General features: G+C 42.4%; 15 protein-coding genes and 1 tRNA gene. 11 read left to right on the top strand and 5 right to left on the bottom strand.

Annotation, left to right across the window (positions count from 1 at the left end):
* Together AC1DPZ_RS09295 and purU are read right to left on the bottom strand one after the other, a co-directional pair.
* Positions 1-405, bottom strand: a 405-nt coding sequence (locus AC1DPZ_RS09295) for an exonuclease/endonuclease/phosphatase family protein (protein ID WP_477402698.1), incomplete at its 3' end; no start/stop codon positions are given.
* Positions 406-565: 160 nt separating this feature from the next.
* A complete protein-coding gene (gene purU, locus AC1DPZ_RS09290; RefSeq protein ID WP_477402697.1) occupies positions 566-1,390 on the bottom strand; it encodes a formyltetrahydrofolate deformylase in 825 nt (274 codons plus the stop codon).
* A gap of 118 nt (positions 1,391-1,508) precedes the next feature.
* Between purU and AC1DPZ_RS09285 the strand changes: the two genes are divergently transcribed.
* Positions 1,509-1,925, top strand: a complete 417-nt coding sequence (locus AC1DPZ_RS09285) for a hypothetical protein (RefSeq protein WP_477402696.1) — start codon at positions 1,509-1,511, stop codon at positions 1,923-1,925.
* Positions 1,926-2,057: 132 nt separating this feature from the next.
* Here AC1DPZ_RS09285 and AC1DPZ_RS09280 read toward each other — a convergent pair whose 3' ends face one another.
* On the bottom strand, positions 2,058-2,420 hold the full coding sequence (locus AC1DPZ_RS09280; protein ID WP_477402695.1) for a hypothetical protein: 363 nt from the start codon (positions 2,418-2,420) through the stop codon (positions 2,058-2,060).
* A gap of 125 nt (positions 2,421-2,545) precedes the next feature.
* Between AC1DPZ_RS09280 and AC1DPZ_RS09275 the strand changes: the two genes are divergently transcribed.
* Complete coding sequence (locus AC1DPZ_RS09275) at positions 2,546-3,040, top strand: TspO/MBR family protein (RefSeq protein ID WP_477402694.1); 495 nt, start codon at positions 2,546-2,548, stop codon at positions 3,038-3,040.
* A gap of 51 nt (positions 3,041-3,091) precedes the next feature.
* A complete protein-coding gene (locus AC1DPZ_RS09270) occupies positions 3,092-3,625 on the top strand; it encodes a hypothetical protein (RefSeq protein WP_477402693.1) in 534 nt (177 codons plus the stop codon).
* A 35-nt stretch (positions 3,626-3,660) separates the two neighbouring features.
* On the opposite strand, the gene tamL is transcribed toward AC1DPZ_RS09270, so the two are convergent.
* Positions 3,661-6,021, bottom strand: a complete 2,361-nt coding sequence (gene tamL, locus AC1DPZ_RS09265; RefSeq protein WP_477402692.1) for a translocation and assembly module lipoprotein TamL — start codon at positions 6,019-6,021, stop codon at positions 3,661-3,663.
* Here tamL and AC1DPZ_RS09260 point away from each other — a divergent pair.
* The 3 genes from AC1DPZ_RS09260 to AC1DPZ_RS09250 all read left to right on the top strand — a co-directional run bounded on the left by AC1DPZ_RS09260 (position 6,012) and on the right by AC1DPZ_RS09250 (position 7,089).
* Positions 6,012-6,761 carry a TrmH family RNA methyltransferase gene (locus tag AC1DPZ_RS09260; protein ID WP_477402691.1) on the top strand — a complete coding sequence of 250 codons (750 nt, stop codon included), beginning with the start codon at positions 6,012-6,014 and terminating at the stop codon, positions 6,759-6,761. The genes tamL and AC1DPZ_RS09260 overlap by 10 nt on opposite strands.
* A gap of 50 nt (positions 6,762-6,811) precedes the next feature.
* Positions 6,812-6,882, top strand: a tRNA-Cys gene (locus AC1DPZ_RS09255).
* 33 nt (positions 6,883-6,915) lie between these two features.
* Positions 6,916-7,089 carry a spore protein gene (locus AC1DPZ_RS09250; RefSeq protein WP_477402690.1) on the top strand — a complete coding sequence of 58 codons (174 nt, stop codon included), beginning with the start codon at positions 6,916-6,918 and terminating at the stop codon, positions 7,087-7,089.
* 233 nt (positions 7,090-7,322) lie between these two features.
* Here AC1DPZ_RS09250 and AC1DPZ_RS09245 read toward each other — a convergent pair whose 3' ends face one another.
* Positions 7,323-8,366: a quinone-dependent dihydroorotate dehydrogenase gene (locus AC1DPZ_RS09245; protein ID WP_477402689.1), complete on the bottom strand. Its 1,044-nt coding sequence runs from the start codon at positions 8,364-8,366 to the stop codon at positions 7,323-7,325.
* 168 nt (positions 8,367-8,534) lie between these two features.
* On the opposite strand from AC1DPZ_RS09245, the gene AC1DPZ_RS09240 reads away from it, so the two are divergent.
* The 5 genes from AC1DPZ_RS09240 to AC1DPZ_RS09220 all read left to right on the top strand — a co-directional run.
* A complete protein-coding gene (locus AC1DPZ_RS09240) occupies positions 8,535-9,296 on the top strand; it encodes an SGNH/GDSL hydrolase family protein (RefSeq protein ID WP_477402688.1) in 762 nt (253 codons plus the stop codon).
* A 180-nt stretch (positions 9,297-9,476) separates the two neighbouring features.
* The gene (locus tag AC1DPZ_RS09235; protein WP_477402687.1) at positions 9,477-11,399 is read left to right on the top strand and encodes an ABC-F family ATP-binding cassette domain-containing protein; all 1,923 of its coding nucleotides are present in this window, start codon (positions 9,477-9,479) and stop codon (positions 11,397-11,399) included.
* 232 nt (positions 11,400-11,631) lie between these two features.
* The gene (locus AC1DPZ_RS09230; RefSeq protein ID WP_477402686.1) at positions 11,632-13,110 is read left to right on the top strand and encodes a type IX secretion system plug protein; all 1,479 of its coding nucleotides are present in this window, start codon (positions 11,632-11,634) and stop codon (positions 13,108-13,110) included.
* A 397-nt stretch (positions 13,111-13,507) separates the two neighbouring features.
* Positions 13,508-15,937: a beta-galactosidase GalB gene (galB, locus tag AC1DPZ_RS09225; RefSeq protein WP_477402685.1), complete on the top strand. Its 2,430-nt coding sequence runs from the start codon at positions 13,508-13,510 to the stop codon at positions 15,935-15,937.
* Between the two features lie 629 nt (positions 15,938-16,566).
* On the top strand, positions 16,567-17,661 hold a 1,095-nt coding region (locus tag AC1DPZ_RS09220), incomplete at its 3' end, for an AI-2E family transporter (RefSeq protein WP_477402684.1).

The raw sequence follows: 17,661 nt of genomic DNA, 5'->3' as shown, positions 1-17,661 counted from the left end.
GGCAGCATCCCAACCCTTATTAGGGCGGTCGGTTATAGGCGATAGCCAGAAATCGCCATGCTTAAGCAACTTAAATTTGTTTGTTTTATAAAATATAGCCGAAAACTCCCCCTCTGTTTTACCATCATCGCGCCCTATGCCGGTATAGGCATATCCGGGCATGGCCGAAGTAAGATTTTTTAATTGATGAACAAGACCCTCTTGTGTGCCGAAGATATCAAAATCATGAAATTGTATCAATTTAGCTATAACAGGAAGGCGCTGCTTCCAGCCGTTGCCTCTCAAGGAATCATCATTGGTGGCATTATCGTTACGAAGATTATAAGTAGCTACTGTAAAATGCTGAGCAAAAACAAAAGAGCACGAGAAAACAGTAAGCAATAAAATAAGCAGAAGCTTTTTCATAGGATATATTTAGATAGATTGCCGGCAAAAATAACCGGTTGCTGTTAAATAACCGTTAAGTAATGTGTTTGTTTATGGAAGACTTCGGATTACAAGACTGGTATTGGAGTCTGCATAATATTGTCCGTAAGGGCCGCGCCGGTGTTTCTGAATTTTACAATTACTCAAACACAACCGTCTTGTTTTTAGAAACAAACACACGATCTTCAAATATCAATTTAAGGGCTTTAGCTAATACCGACGTTTCAATTTCCTGCCCGGCCTTTACCATGGTTGCTGCGGTAAAGGAGTGATTTACCGGGATGATCTGCTGGGCAATAATGGGGCCTTCATCCAGCTCATTTGATACAAAGTGGGCGGTAGCGCCTATCAGCTTAACGCCGCGTTCAAAAGCTTGCCGATAGGGGTTAGCGCCAATAAAAGCAGGTAAAAATGAGTGGTGGATATTGATTATCCGCATGGGGAACTTTGCTACAAAGGCCGGCGATAAAATGCGCATGTATTTGGCCAGTATTACATAATCCGGCGTATGTTGCTCAATAGTATCGCTTATTTTTTGTTCAAATTCTTCCTTACTTACTTGCTCATGCGATATATGGTAAAAAGGCATATCAAAACGCTCGCAAATGTTTTGCAGGGTGGCGTGGTTGCCAATTACGCATTGAACAGTTGCTCCCAGGGTTTTAAAATAATTACGGATGAGTATATCGGCAAGGCAATGATACTCCTTTGTTACCAGCACAACCACTTTTTTTTCGGGAAGGGGATTTACCGAAATAATTGCACCGGCAGGTAAAACTTCTTTTAATTTTTGTGCAAGATTTTCATTATCCCCATCTTCTACCTCCAGGCGCATAAAAAATATGTTCTCGCTCTTATCAACATGTTCGCGCATCGAAACTATGTTCAATTGGTATTTTGCTAATATAGCCGATATAGATGCAACCAGGCCTACCTGGTCTTTACACTGGATAACAATAATCATGGTTTAATGATACAAAGAATTTTGTTGAAATTAAGGAATAAGATTTTTTTTGAAATATTTATAACTCATTGTATCAAAGCATTTAGGGCCTGCGTAATGCTGTATATAACCGTGTATTATGAAATACTTTACCCTTGTAATTGCCGCGCTGGTACTATGCAGCGTTAGTTCATGCAATAAAGATGGTTTACCGGGCCCTGTTTCCACATCAATATTTGGTAGCTGGCGTTGGGTAAAATCTGTTGGGGGCATAGCCGGGATGACCATAACGCCCCAAAGTGCCGGGTATAACTTAACTCAGGTATACAGGAATGACAGCACTTTTAAAATGTTAAAAAAAGATTCGGTTATGCTTTCCGGCAAATTTTCTATAAACCGAAATTATAAATATTCGGCTACCGAAACTATTGATCTGTTGAAGATCAATGATCTGCAGGCCGATGCATTTATTATCAGGAATGATACTTTGTTTTTGAATGATGTATTTATCAGTGACGGTTTTAACAGCGTATATGTGCGGGTTAAACCAGATTAATAGTATTAAAAGTCATCCCGTAAATGCTGGCCAGCTTACCCGGGTCCCACACGCAAGATGATCAATTACAGGGATGAAACCTTGCAAGTGGGAGGCTGATCTATCGAAAGCAGATCAGCATGACTTTAATTTTTATCCCGCATCCGGCACAAAGTTTACCTCCTGCCCGGTAGCAAACGTCACATATACCCGTCGCCATGGCTCATCGTCTATCAGTTTCCATTGATGAGCTGTTCCTGTTGTATCCATAGCAATCAATATTTCGCCCGGGCGAAATATAAAGGTTTCGCCTGTACGGGTCTCAAATTCCAATGTCCCGGATAGGTTGATCACATATTGCCAGGCAGGGGCGTTGTGCCAATCGTAAAACGAATGTGGAGGCGATTCCTGGAACCGGATAGTTGAAACCGGGTTAAAAATCATTTCGGCTACTGTTCCTGTTTGCACATGTGAGTGCCCATCTTCGCCGGTATATAGTTTATAAGCTTTTATCATTTTATTTACTTATGGCAACGGTTGCTAAGCTAATATTTTTGCGGTTTTTAATTGTAACGCCTGCATAATGTGTATGTAATTATTTACCCAAAACTTATTGTTATTTTATTGGTTTCCATAAAACGATGATTCCAGCGATACCCAGAAAATTCCGGTTCTTTCCGTTCCTCATCAGTTTATTAATTACACTGGCGATAGGTTTTGTTGCTGCACTTTTTACACGGCCCGAAATTGCAGGCTGGTACAATACACTTACAAAACCATTTTTTACCCCGCCGCTCTGGCTTTCTGCCCCGGTTTGGGCGGTGCTTTACATTATGATAGCTATAGCAGCCTACCTGGTTTGGAAACACCGGAGCCGCAAACCTGCCTTTAAAATCACCCGGGCAATTTATTTTGTGCAGTTGTTTTTAAATTTTTTGTGGTGGGTTATGTTTTTTGCTTTACACCAGTTATTGGGTGCTATGATGGTTATTATACTGTTGTGGATAAGTATTATTTTTAATATTAACTGGTTTGGTAAATACAGTAGGGTTGCCGGGCAGCTGCTTTGGCCTTATTTGCTATGGGTAAGTTTTGTAGCTGTGCTTAACGCGAGTATTTATTTACTAAACAGATAGCACAAAAAACACTATTTTTATTGCGTACATTTTATTTATGGTTTTTAACAGATGAAAAAATTATTGTTTTTATTGTGCCTTATTGCGGCTACACACAACTTTGTTTTTGCCGATACAATTGCCATAAATCATTTTGTAGTTAAAGAAAACCCTTTCGGGGTTGACCAGGTGGCTGTTATAGCCACAGATTCGGCCGGCGTGACCCAGGAGAACGTAAACGGCCTGTTCACATTTATCATGAACGGTTTTGAGTACCAGTTAAAGTTTGAAAAGGGAGTTGCCTTTTACAGGCAAAAGATAGATCGCTCTACCTTTTTATATGCCAAGCATATTAACGAAAGCGGCACACACGGCATCCTCTACTATATTTATAAACACGATAGCAAATTAAGCCCGTTCCATATCAGTATTATGTTTTTGATAGCTATACCGCTAATTTTAATATTGCTGGCCTATATGTTTAAGCGGTTCATCATTATAGCGGTTATTATATTCTGCATATTCCTGTATTTTAACTACCATAATGGTTTAAGTATGCACACTTTTTTTGAAAGCGCTATTGATGGTTTGAAGGGGCTATTTTAGCCGGGAGAGCCTGAGGCTAATTCAGTAATTCAAAATTAAAACGGCAATCCTATCCCAAAATTCAACTGCATAAAATTATAGGTATCGCCGCCGTTATTGTTTGCATAAGCGGTTTTAAATGACCTGCTGTGGAAGAGCTCATTTGAGTGCTTTATCAGTACCCACTGGTCGGCTCCGCTAAACTGCGGATCTTTAAATTTAAATGCGGCATCAAGCCTGAAAACAAAGAAACTTAAATCGAACCGTAAACCGGTACCAATACCAATAGCTGTTGATTGTAAAATATTATCGAACCTGAATTCACCGTTTGGACTTTCTGCTTTTTTCCCCAGCCTCCAAACATTGCCGGCATCTATAAAAACAGCACCTTTTAACTTTGCGCCAAAAAAGTTATCTGCCAGTTTATAACGGTATTCGGCATTGGCTACTATCTTTATTTCGCCAAACTGATCAAGATATTTTAGGCGGGCAAGGGATGATGGGTCACCTGCATAAGCGGTTCCCCGGTTAAACTGACCCGGGCCAAGTGTGCGGGGTAACCACGCACGCATATCATTTGCGCCGCCGGTGTAAAAGTTTTTTTCAAATATCAGCTCGTTACTATTGCCATAAGGTATACCAATGCCGGGATTAATACGAAATACAAATTGTCGCTCGCCCCCCAGGGTTCGGTAAATGCGAAAGTCGACTTCGGTTTTGGTATATTGAGAAAAGGTATATCCTAAAATTTGGCGTTGCCCAAGCGAATCCCTTGGTGTATTAAAGGTACTGCCCAGCAAGCTCAGGAAATTACCGCCTATATCCAAACTTCCACGGAAATATTCGAAGTTTTTATAGGAGTTTAATTCAAGTGCATTATACTGAAATGTATATTGACTACCTGTTGTAAATACAGTTCGGCCAATTAGTTTTACGTAGGCAAACTTACCATGTGCCAATAAGGTATCGCGCGCAGCGGGATCAATTACCCCCTTTGAAAATTCGATATTTATGGGTGTAACAGTATGCAGCTTGCGCCCGGTTTCATAAAAATCATAACTTATAGAGTTTACAAAGCTTTGGCGTGTTACCAGGTCTTTTTGGTAAAACAATGAATAGTTTGTGGAGAAGGTGGTATGCGGCACACCGTATTTACCCATTAAAGGAAAATGAAAAGGTGATACGATACGCGGATATATTAAATTTATCCCTGCCCTGAATTCCTGGTTCTGGATATCGGCATTATTTGTAGTGTTTGTGCCGTTATCAAATAAAATGCTCCAGTTAAGTTTTACCTGTAATATGGCTGCCTGCATAAACAGGTTTCGGTTTGTAAAAGTGTTGCCTATGTTGTATCCATACCTCCCATTGGCAAACAGGAACTCGCCTTCTACCCGGTCTGAGTAATGTTTAAGCGGGATAATATCTATTTTGGTATTTAAGCGGTTGGTGCTATCGCCAAGTTTTTCATACGTAGGGTTGGGTACATTTCTAAAAACGTTTAACTCCGATAGGCGGGTAGTGGTAAGGGTTTGTTTATCAATATCATATATTTGTCCCTTTTTTTGATAGGTATAATCAATAACCACCCTTGGTTTAAAACGTTTAGAAAAATCAACAAACCTAAATTGCGAATCAACCTGTATTGTATCGGCCTTGCCCGGTGTTCTGCCACTACTGGCGGATATGGTTACAAGTGTATTGTTAATTTTGTAAACCGGGTGCTCTGTTTTACCGGCCGGGTTATCAATCATCATTTTAATATCAACCACACTGCTGTTAAAGGTGGAGTCGTAATTAAAATTGATGTATTGCCTGTAAAAATCAAAATAGCCATTGCGTTTCATGAGCAAGTACAGTTCATCACGGTCATGTGCAAGGCTGTCGGTATCAAAACGGCCGCCGGGTTGTATGTGCGATATTTTATTGCGGTTTGCTATGTAAATATTCTTGATTTTTTTATCGGGAATGCTGTCTTCAATTTTACGGATGTGGAACAGTGGGCCTTCATGCGCGGTGAAAATCAACTCAGCCCGTTGTTTTTTTATCACAATGCTATCGGTGATCCTTGCTTTTAAATATCCACGGTTCTGAATGAATTTTTCCATCTGGAAACGTGAATATTCAACCAGGTTACTATCCAGTATGGCAGGGGCCTCCCCAATATTTCGTTTGCCATTATTGCTAAACCAGTAATAAAATTGAAGATTGAGTTTATTGTTGGGCTGTTGCTCTTTATCAACATAGTTTACAGCAACTTCTGCAAATTCCTTATCAATACCTTTTATAGTAATTTTGCGTACTAAAGCCTGATCTTTGCGGATGCCACGGGTAACGCTGCAACCCGCGCCGATAATGAGCAGCAAAATACTTAATATTGTAAGGCGGTAACCAGCAGGTTTTATATATGCTTTCAAAATCACAAATCAGTTTATTAACATCCTTACAACATAAAAAATTTCGCAGGGAACATGGTTTTTTCCTGGTTGAGGGCTATAAATCAGTAATTGAATTTACAAGCTCAGGTTACCAGGTGGATACCATATACCATACCCCTTCAATTGCTCCAAAAATGCTGAATTTATCCCGAAAAATAAACTTTCAGGAGATTTCAATGAAGGATATAGAAAAAATAAGCACTTTGAAAACGCCGCAGGAGGTAATTGGTTTGGTTAAAATACCAATATGGGCAACATTAAATTATAACAGCCTCAAACAAAAGTTTTCATTGGTGCTTGATAGTATACAGGACCCCGGCAACATGGGCACCATTATCCGCACCGCCGATTGGTTCGGCATTACCGATATTGTATGCAGCGAAGATACGGTTGATGTTTACAACCCTAAAGTGGTACAGGCTACTATGGGTTCCCTGGCGCGTGTAAATGTGCATTATGCAAGCCTGGAGACGGTTTTGCCACAGATAGGGCTGCCCATATTTGGGGCAATGCTGGATGGGGAGAATGTTTATAACAGCAATTTTGGCACCGAAGGATTGCTGGTGATGGGTAACGAGGGTAACGGCATAAGCCCCGCGATTGAGCGGCTGATTACCACAAAAATAACCATCCCAAGGGCCGGGAAAGCCGAATCATTGAACGTTGCTATAGCCACAGCCATACTATGTTCTGAAATAAAAAGAAATTCAATGAAATAAATATTGGCTACCATTAAATTAATTACTATTTTTGCAATCCTTAAAAAGAGGGTCGGGTGGCCGAGTGGCTAGGCAGAGGTCTGCAAAACCTTTTACAGCGGTTCGAATCCGCTCCCGACCTCAAGGGTATTAAAAAAATTAAAATAACAACACCATGGGCGTTACACGTTTAAAAAGAAAAGATAGAAAAAACAAAACTACTTCACGTTTAGAAGTGCAGTTTTTGAAGCTGGCTACCAACCTTGAGTACGGAAGCCGTTCTGCTGAGTCAAAACACAGCCAGATAGCAAAAAACAATGCCGTTTTGGCAATTGCTGCAGGTAAATAATTCTACCTGTTAAGAGCGCAGGCGCTCAAAAGATCTTATAAATCCTGCTGGTTTCAGAAACCGGTGGGATTTTTTTGTTGGCATATTTTTCTGAACCGAAATTTATCGAATTAAAGAATTTTTTGAATTTCTTTCTACAGTTTGTGTTTTTTACAAACCACAGATGTCAAGTGTTATTCTGAATTTTTAGAATTCTGTTAATTCATAAATTCGATGAATTCCGGTTCAGACATTTATTTGCCAAGAAGTTTCTTATTTATCCTCCCTATCAACCCCGGTCCTTCGTAAATAAACCCGGTATATAGTTGCACCAGCGATGCCCCTGCATTTAATTTCTCCATTGCATCGCCGGCAGAGTGGATTCCACCTACACCAATGATGGGAAACGAGCCTTTTGATTTTTTGAAAATATAGCTGATCACCTCAGTTGAGCGCTTAGTAAGCGGCTTGCCGCTTAAGCCACCCATCTCTGATTTTAAACTATCGGCTGCAGTTAAATTTTCACGACTGATGGTGGTATTGGTAGCTATAATGCCCGCAATGCCGGTTTGCTGCACAATATCAACAATGTCATCCAGTTGTGAGTTGGTAAGGTCTGGTGCAATTTTTAACAGTATGGGGCGGCTGATGCCGTTTTTTGAATTGCGTTGCTGCAGGGTGTTCAATAATTGCATCAGCGGTTCTTTTTCCTGCAGTTCGCGCAGGCCGGGCGTATTGGGCGAGCTTACGTTCACCACAAAATAATCAACCACATCAAACAGGCGATCGAAACATTTGATATAATCGCTAACGGCATCTTCATTAGGTGTTACCTTGTTTTTGCCGATGTTGCCGCCAATGATCAGGCTTTTTTGTGCTCCTTTGGCATTTTTGCGAAAGGTAGCTATTCTTTCGGCAGCAACATCAACGCCGAAGTTGTTAAAGCCCATTCGGTTAATAAGCGCGCCATCTGATGGYAGGCGGAACATGCGCGGCTGCGGATTGCCGGGCTGGGGCAGGGGGGTAACGGTACCTATCTCCACAAAGCCAAAACCCATGTTGGCCATTTCGCCCATCAGTTCGGCATTTTTATCAAAGCCGGCTGCCAGGCCAACAGGATTTTTAAATTTTAGGCCGAAGACCTCTTTTTCTAAACGCCTGTCGTTTACATCCCATATAGCCCGGCTTAAAGCAGCGCCACCCGGAAAACGGTTAAAGCGCTTTAAGTTGCGGGTTACAAAATAATGTACTTTTTCGGGATCGAACAGGAAAAGGATGGGTTTTAATAAAAAATACATGGCGCGAAGTTAGCACTTTACTTAAGCTGTGTAAACCAGAATTTTATGAAATTTTACTTTGGCGATGATATTAATCATTCAAAAGCTTATATAAAATTTAACAAAGTTTAAAAAAGTCACGTAAATCTGTAAATTCGGAAATCAAAATCGATCTATAAAACCATCAATATGTTTAAACGCAACCGACGCAATTTTTTAAAAACAGCATCAGTAGGTACTATAGCGGCCATGGGCTTACCCCAGATAGTTTCAGCAGCTTTAGCTATAGAAAAACCGTCAAAAAAAATCAGCTTTAATACCGGTGATGTGATCCTTTTCCAGGGCGATTCTATTACCGACTGGGGCCGAGATCATAATACTACCGAATTTAATACAACCAGCTCCTTAGGGTCGGGTTATGCGCTTATCACTGCATCGCAGCTATTGCTTAATCATGCTGATAAGAACCTTAAAATTTATAACAAAGGCATCAGCGGCAATAAGGTATATCAACTGGCCGAGCGCTGGGATACCGATTGCCTGGCCATTAAACCCAATGTGCTGAGCATTCATATTGGTGTAAATGATTTTTGGCATACACTCACCAGCGGTTACACCGGCACAATTGATACTTACATAGCCGATTATAAAAAACTGATAGATCGTACCAAAGCGGCCCTGCCGGATATTAAACTGGTGATCTGCGAGCCATTTGCCCAAAAGGGCGTAAAGGCTGTTGACGAGAAATGGTACCCTACGTTTGACTTATTCCGCAAGGCGGCCAAAGATATTGCCACTCAGTATGGTGCCATTTTTGTACCCTACCAGGCAGCATTTGACAAAGCCGAAACCATTGCCCCCGCCACTTACTGGAATCGCGATGGTGTACACCCCAGCGTAGCCGGCGAAGCCCTCATGGCGCAAACATGGCTTAAGGCTGTGGGAGCATAAGCTAGACAAAGGATTAAGGACGAAAAGACAAAGGACTTATACTTTGTTTTAATGTATTGCGCCGTGTTTTTCTAACATCGGCATTTTATTATTTGTCCTTTCGTCCTTATTCTTTTGTCCATAAATCCTTGCTCCTTTGTCCTTTCAGCTTTGCGCGTAAAATCGTATCTTTGCGCCCAAATGATTGCTATAAATAACCTTACGTTTGAGATTGGTGCGCGGGCCCTTTACGATGAAGCCAACTGGCATATAAAACCCGGTGAAAAAATTGGTTTAATAGGTGCCAACGGAACCGGGAAAACTACCCTCTTAAAAATTATTGTAGGCGACTATAAACCTACATCGGGCACCATATCAATGGCGAAGGACCTTACCATGGGTTACCTTAACCAGGATTTGCTGTCATACTCATCTGATAAAAATATTGTGCATGTGGCTATGGAGGCTTTTGAGCGCCAAAACCAATTGCATGATGAGATAGAAGTGCTGCTTAAAAAATTGGAAACCGACTATACCGAAGACCTTTTGCACAAGCTTAGCGATAAGCAGCATGAGTTTGAATTGCTTGATGGTTATAATATTGAATACAAAGCACACGAAATTTTAGCGGGTTTGGGTTTCAGCGAGGCTGATTGCCAGCGTAAGCTAAGCACCTTCTCGGGAGGGTGGCGTATGCGTGTAATGTTGGCCAAAATCTTGTTACAGGCGCCCGATATTTTGTTATTGGATGAGCCTACCAACCACCTTGATTTACCTTCTATCCAATGGCTGGAAGATTATTTGAAAGCTTTTAACGGCGCCATCATCATCGTATCTCACGATAGGTGGTTTTTGGATAAGGTGATTAACCGTACAGTTGAATCGCGTAAAGGGAAACTTACCGTTTATGCGGGTAACTATACTTTTTACCTGGAAGAAAAAGCGCAGCGCGAAGAAATTCAGCGCGGTGAGTTTAAAAACCAGCAATCAAAAATAAAACAGGAAGAGCGTTTGATCGAGCGTTTCCGGGCCAAGGCCTCTAAAGCAAAAATGGCGCAGTCGCGTATCAAAATGCTTGATAAAATGGAACGCGTGGATGATGTGGATGATGATAACCCATCGGTTAACTTTGCTTTCCGTTTCTCCAAACAATCGGGCAGGCACGTAGTAACGTTAGAGGATATTGTTAAAAAGTATCCCGCAATTGATATTCTTGATGGCGGCGAAGCGGTAATTGAAAAAGGCGACAAAATAGCCCTGATTGGTGCCAACGGTAAAGGTAAATCAACCTTGCTGCGCATCATTGCCAATGCCGATCATGATTATACAGGCAAGGTAACCACCGGGCACAATGTGAGCACCACATTTTTTGCCCAGCACCAGCTGGAGTCGTTACACCTGGAGAACCAGATACTGCAGGAACTACAGGCATTTGCGCCAAAGCATACCGATACCGAGCTGCGTACCATATTAGGTTCGTTTTTGTTTACCGGTGATGATGTGTTTAAAAAGATTAAGGTACTATCGGGAGGCGAAAAATCACGTGTGGCTTTAGCCAAGGCGCTTACCGCCGATGCTAACTTCCTGGTGCTGGATGAGCCTACCAATCACCTGGATATGCAATCTGTAAATATCCTGATCCAGGCTTTGGAGCAGTACGAGGGTACTTTCATTGTAGTATCTCACGATAGGTATTTCCTTGACAATGTGGCCAACAAGATTTGGTTCATTGAGGATCAAAAGATAAAAATTTATCCCGGTACTTATGCCGAGTTCGACGAGTGGTTTTCAAAGCGCAAGTTTGAACCTAAGGCCGCCGCGCCCGCACCACAGCCTAAAAAGGAAGAGAAAAAGCCCGAGCCGGTTAAACAGCAGCAAGGTGAAAACAAGCACCAGCAGCTAAAGAAACTGAACCAGGACCTGGCCAAAATGGAAGAGCAGATTGCCGTGCTTGATAAAACAGTGAAAGAACTGGAAGCCAAACTGGCCGATACCAAAATTTATAACGACAGCCAAAAGCTAAAAGAAACCAATACTGCCTATAACCAAAAACAAGCCGAGCTGAAGCAGATCCAACAAAAATGGGAAACTTTGGCCGAGCAGATTTTGGAGCTGGAAGCTTAAAAACTATATCCAAAAACATGTCATTGCGAGTGGTAAAATTTCGCGAAACTCTGAAGGGGGAATAACAAACCGGCGAAAGACTTACGAAGTTTTTAAAACTTCGTAAGTCTGGGATTCTACAACTTGTCATTGCGAGGCACGAAGCAATCGCGAACTGTGCATATCCGATTTGCATGTGACGAGATTGCCACGCTACGCTCGCAATGACATAGTTTTAAAGTAAAACATATCTATGAAACCCGTCATTGCGAGGTACGAAGCAATCCCCAACTTTACAGTGCAACCTTGCAAGGCCGCTTTGCATATCGGGGATTGCGTCGTGCCTACAAATGACGGGTGGTGGGCTGTCATGGTGAGCCTGTCGAACCATAGCGGGCAAAGGCCTCTCCGCGCGAGTCTTCGACAGGCTCAGACTGACAGGCCTTTTGGATGCTGTGTTTCAAAACGTCAATTCCCCTTAAGCGTTTCAATAATACTATTTATACTCGTCCTGCTCTCCCTCAAAACTTTTGCCCAAACACCCTACGATAATAACGTTTACAACCCCGCCATAAAAAGCGTTGAGTTTAACAATACCGATAAGCAAAACCCGTTCCCGGTAATCAATCTTGGCGCTGATGATAAAGTGCTGTTGGCTTTTGATGATCTGCGTGGCGGCAGTCGTAATTACTATTATACCATCGAGCATTGCGATACCAAATGGAACTCATCTAACTTGTCGCCGGCCGAGTACCTGCAAAGTTTCCAGGACGACCGTTTGTATAATTACAGCTATTCTACAGGTACCTTTCAAAAATATACCCATTATGAACAGCTGATCCCTAATAATAACATCGCCCCTAAAATATCAGGAAACTATATCCTGAAGGTTTATGAAGACGGTGATCAATCAAAAATGGTGCTCACCCGCCGCTTGTATGTAGTTGGTAAAAAGGTCTCTATAGCAGCCAATATAATTGCATCGCCTAATACGCAAACACGGCAAACCAACCAGAAATTAAATTTTACCGTTGATTACGGAAGTTTGCAAGTGCAAAGTCCATCCCGGGAGATCCGTGCATTTGTAATGCAGAACGCGCGTACCTCCACCGGTATTTTAAATACAGAGCCAACAAATATCCGCGGTACATCATTAATCTATAACGATGTGGCCATTAACGATTTCCCCGGCCGTAATGAATTCAGGCTGTTTGATATGCGAACCTTGAAGCTTAACTCGCAACGCGTGGCTAAAATTTATAAGGATACGGCAAATATCGTAGTGCTATTGGGCGACCCCATTCGCGATAATCCCGACTATGTATTGTACTATGATAACAACGGCAAATTCTTTATCCTAAACCAGGATGGCCGCGACCCGCGTACCGATGCCGATTACGCACATGTATATTTTAGTCTTGCTGCCAATAAATTGGGAAGTGAAGGCACACCATACATTGTTGGCATGTTTAACGATTACAAGCTTGACGAGCATAGTAAGCTTATCCGCGATGAAAATGGCCGGTATTATATCAACCTGTTGTTAAAGCAGGGCGTATATGATTATGAATATGTTTGGGTTGATAAAAATGGCAAGGCCGATGATGTCCCCCTTGAAGGCAGTCATTTTGAAACCGAGAACGATTACCAGCTATTGGTTTACTACCGCCCGCCTGCAGCCCGCTGGGACGAACTGGTAGGATTTAGTATGGTGAATACGGTAAAAAAGTAGTAATCAAAAAAGAAAAGAATAGCAGGGAATGACGTTTTAAAAAATTTGTCATCCTGAACGGAGTGAAGGATCTATTCGCAGACAGTACAGGGCGAAGAAGCATAGCGGAAAGTAGATCCTTCACTCCGTTCAGGATGACAAAAGAATTTCCGTCCCCTCGGGGTCTCTCGCAGAGGACCCTGAGGTACCGTGATCACCTCACATAAACGCGGCTTTCGTGAACAATACGGGCTTGGTGCAACCGCAGGGGCCTCTCCGAGAGACCCTGCGAGGACAAAACAAAAAAGAATTTTTTTTGCAAAACGTTATTCCGAAATAAATTCGGCACTGCATTGGGTTAATATTATATTATTTCTAATTTAGTGTCTAAATTACATTTAATCCCAATTAACCTATTATGCATCCTATAAAGTCAATTGCCCAAGCTGTAAGATTATACGGCTTGTTGCTTCTCACCCTGTTTTTTTGTGCAGATAGTTTTGCCCAGCAAAGCCGTCAAACGCTCGACTTTGATAAGGGTTGGCGCTTTAATTTAGGCGATGTACCCCATGCTGAAAAGCCTGGCACGAGTGATGCCAAATGGCGTTCGCTAAATTTACCGCATGACTGGAGCATTGAGGGGAAATTCAGCAAAGATAACCCCGCTACTCCCGAAGGCGGCGCATTGCCGGGCGGTATAGGCTGGTATCGTAAAACATTTACAGTGCCGGCTTCATCAAAAGGGAAATTGATTTATATAGATTTTGACGGTGTTTACCAAAAGAGCGATGTTTGGGTTAACGGGCATCACCTTGGTTTCAGGCCAAATGGTTATATCTCATTCAGGTATGAGCTTACTCCTTATTTAAACTTTGGCGGCAATAACGTTATCGCTGTAAAAGTTGATAACTCTGTTCAGCCAAATTCCCGCTGGTATTCAGGGTCTGGAATTTATCGGAATGTATGGCTGGTTACTACCAATAAAATAGCAATTAACCATTGGGGTACCTATGTAACTACAACAGATGTAAGCAACGCATCGGCCAAAGTTAATTTAAAGGTACAGATTAAAAACGCCGCATCCTCACCAGTAACAGTGAAAACTACGCTATATGATGCTGCAGGTAAAGTGATTGCTGCAGAGGCATCTATTCCATCAAAAAAACAATTAAAAGATACTGTATTTGAAACAAGCAGCGTGTTTAATGTTAAAAACCCGGTATTATGGAGTGTTGAAAAGCCTTACTTATACAAAGCGGTTACGCAGGTACTTTCGGGCAAAACGGTAATTGACGAATATACTACTCCTTTAGGTATCCGCTATTTTAACTTCGATGTTGATAAAGGTTTTAGCCTGAATGGCAAACCGATGAAAATTTTAGGCGTTTGCGATCACCATGACCTGGGCAGCCTTGGCGCAGCTATAAATACCCGTGCGTTGGAACGTCAGCTGCAGATTTTAAAAGGTATGGGTTGCAACGGCATCCGTACCTCCCATAACCCGCCGGCTCCGGAGCTGCTTGATCTATGCGATAAAATGGGTTTTATTGTAATGGATGAGGCTTTTGATACCTGGGAATGGGAAAAAGCAAAGTACGATTATCACCTGTTTTTCAAACAATGGCACAAACGCGACCTGGAAGATCAAATTCTGCGTGATAGAAATCATCCCAGCGTAATGATTTGGAGTATTGGTAACGAAATAGGGCAGCAAAGCGATACTTCGGCTTTAAGGATTGCGCCGCAGCTTACGGCTATTGTTCATAGTTTAGATACTACACGCCCTATAACCGCTGCCAATAATAACCCGGATACAAAAAACAAGATCATAGCATCAGGCGCGATAGACCTGGTAGGTTATAACTATCATGAGGGAGAGTATGCCGGTTTTCATGACAGGTATCCCGGTAAAAAATTCATCGCTACAGAAACTACATCTGGCCTGGAAACCCGGGGCTTTTACGAAATGCCATCGGATAGCATCAGGGTATGGCCCGAAAAATGGGATAAGCCATTTGAAAGGGAAGGTAATAACGTATCGGCTTATGATAATGTGCGACCACCATGGGGATCGACTCACGAGATGACCTGGAAGGTAATGAAAAAGTATGATTTCCTTTCGGGGATGTTCATCTGGACAGGGTTTGACTATTTAGGCGAGCCTACTCCATACAGCTGGCCATCGCGCAGCTCGTATTTTGGTATTGTTGACCTGGCGGGTTTCCCTAAGGATGTGTATTACATGTACCAAAGTGAGTGGACTAACAAAACTGTATTGCACATTTTCCCGCACTGGAACTGGACACCTGGTAAAATGATTGATGTTTGGGCATATTACAATAATGCCGATGAAGTTGAGCTTTTCCTGAACGGCAAATCATTAGGCATAAAAAAGAAAACCGGGGACGACCTGCACATCATGTGGCGCGTAAAATATGAGCCGGGCACGCTAAAGGCAGTATCGCGCAAAAATGGCAAGGAGGTTTTAACCCGCCTCATCCATACCGCAGGCGAACCGGCAAAAATTGAACTATCGGCCGATCGTAAACTGATTAAAGCCGACGGCAAAGATTTGTCATTCATTACCGTAAAAGTCCTGGATAAAGATGGCAATGTAGTACCGGATGCCGAAAACCTGGTCGACTTTAAAATAACCGGACCAGCCTTTATTGCCAGCGTTGATAACGGCGATCCTGTTAGTCATGATTCATTTAAAGTATCGTATCGCAAGGCTTTCCATGGCTTAGCCCTTGCTATTATACAGGCTAAGGAAAAGGCAGGTTCGGTTACGTTTACAGCAACATCAAAGGGTTTGCCTGCTGCTAAAATTACGTTGAACGCAAAGTAAAGAATATTAATTCAAGTCATGCTGAACTTTTGTCCCCTCAGGGTCTCTCGCAGAGGACCCTGAGGTACCCCGATCATCACCCATAAACGCGGTTTTCGTCAATAATACGGGCTTAGTGCAACCGCAGGGTCCTCTCTCGAGAGACCCTGCGGGGACGGGAAATTAATGTGTTTCTCCCCCAGCGGGGGAATAGCTTTTCGTCCCCTCAGGGTCTCTCGTAGAGGACCCTGAGGTACCCCGATCATCACGCATAAATGCGGTTTTCGTAAATAATACGGGCTTAGTGCAACCGCAGGGTCCTCTTTCGAGAGACCCTGCGGGGACGAAAAGCAAAAATGAAGCTCCGTGCCAGAGGTACGGAACCATAGGTAGCGTACCTCTGGCACGCAAAAGATTGTCAATTTATTTGTGCTACAAAGCTTTTGCTCCTCTGGAGCAGTCTATCAACCTCTTAACTTAATAGCATTGGAGAGACCTTGCGGGGACGAGATTCTGAGGAAGACGGGATTTATGATAAAAGGGTCTGAAACTTCGGTTTCAGGCCCTTTTGTTTTCCAGGAATTTATTGGGCAGATAAAACAATTAGTTGATTTACTCCTTGATTTGGATACACCTTATTTTCTGCCTGTATGCCGGTTAAAGAATACCCTTTTTATCTCAAGAGCACCGTTATTATGTTCGGGCTCATTTTATTAGTCTATATATTTTCACAGCTGGCCGATGTTTTTGTACCGATAGCGTTCTCGTTGTTTATTGCTATTTTATTAAACCCCGTTTGCAATTGGCTGGAAAATAAAAAGGTACCCAAAGTATTGGCTATCTCTATTACCTTGCTTTTGGCATCCGTCGCCATTGCCGGGTTATTTTATTTTCTATCTACCCAAATTATCCAGTTTGGCGATTCGCTGCCCATGCTGAAACAAAAGTTTGCAGCAATATCCGTTGATGCTAAAGATTGGGTAGCAACCACCTTTGGTTATTCTGTACAAAAGCAGAATCAATTAATTAAAGAGGCAATGGATAATAGCCATTCGCTGTTGGGCAGTACTTTAGGCTCGGTAATTGGCATCTTTGGGTTGATATTGATTGTTCCTGTGTATGTTTTCCTTGTACTTTATTATAAAACCTTACTGCTCAACTTTTTTTTCGAAGTGTTTTCAGAGGAGAACTCCAGGCGCGTGGCCGATGTATTGCACGAAACCAAAGCGGCTATCCAAAGCTACATTATAGGTTTGCTGATAGAGATGATGATTGTGGCAGCGCTGAATTCGCTGGCGCTTATCCTGCTTGGCGTAAAATATGGGATATTGATTGGGGTGATAGGCGCCATCCTTAACCTGGTGCCTTATTTAGGCGGTATTATTGCCATTGCCCTGCCAGTGTTGATGGCTACTGTTACCAAAGATGGCTATACAACGCAATTGGGGGTGATAGTGGCTTACCTTGTTATCCAGTTTATTGATAACAATATCCTGGTGCCACGTATTGTATCATCCAAGGTGCAAATCAACGCGCTCATGTCCATCATCGTTGTATTATTGGGCAATATGTTATGGGGGCTATCTGGTATGTTCCTTTCCATCCCGTTCATAGCTGTGCTTAAGATTATTTTCGATCGTATTGATGGTCTTAAGCCCTGGGGTAAACTTTTAGGCGACACCGTACCTACCCGGCATAAAGGCGAGATTTGGGGAAGAAGGAAGAAGGTGGTTCTTCCGGTAGAG

This window comes from Mucilaginibacter sp. P4_G9 (assembly GCF_056400985.1).
The sequence above is the reverse complement of the archived record's forward strand: the minus strand, read 5'-3'. Positions and strand labels throughout refer to the sequence as shown.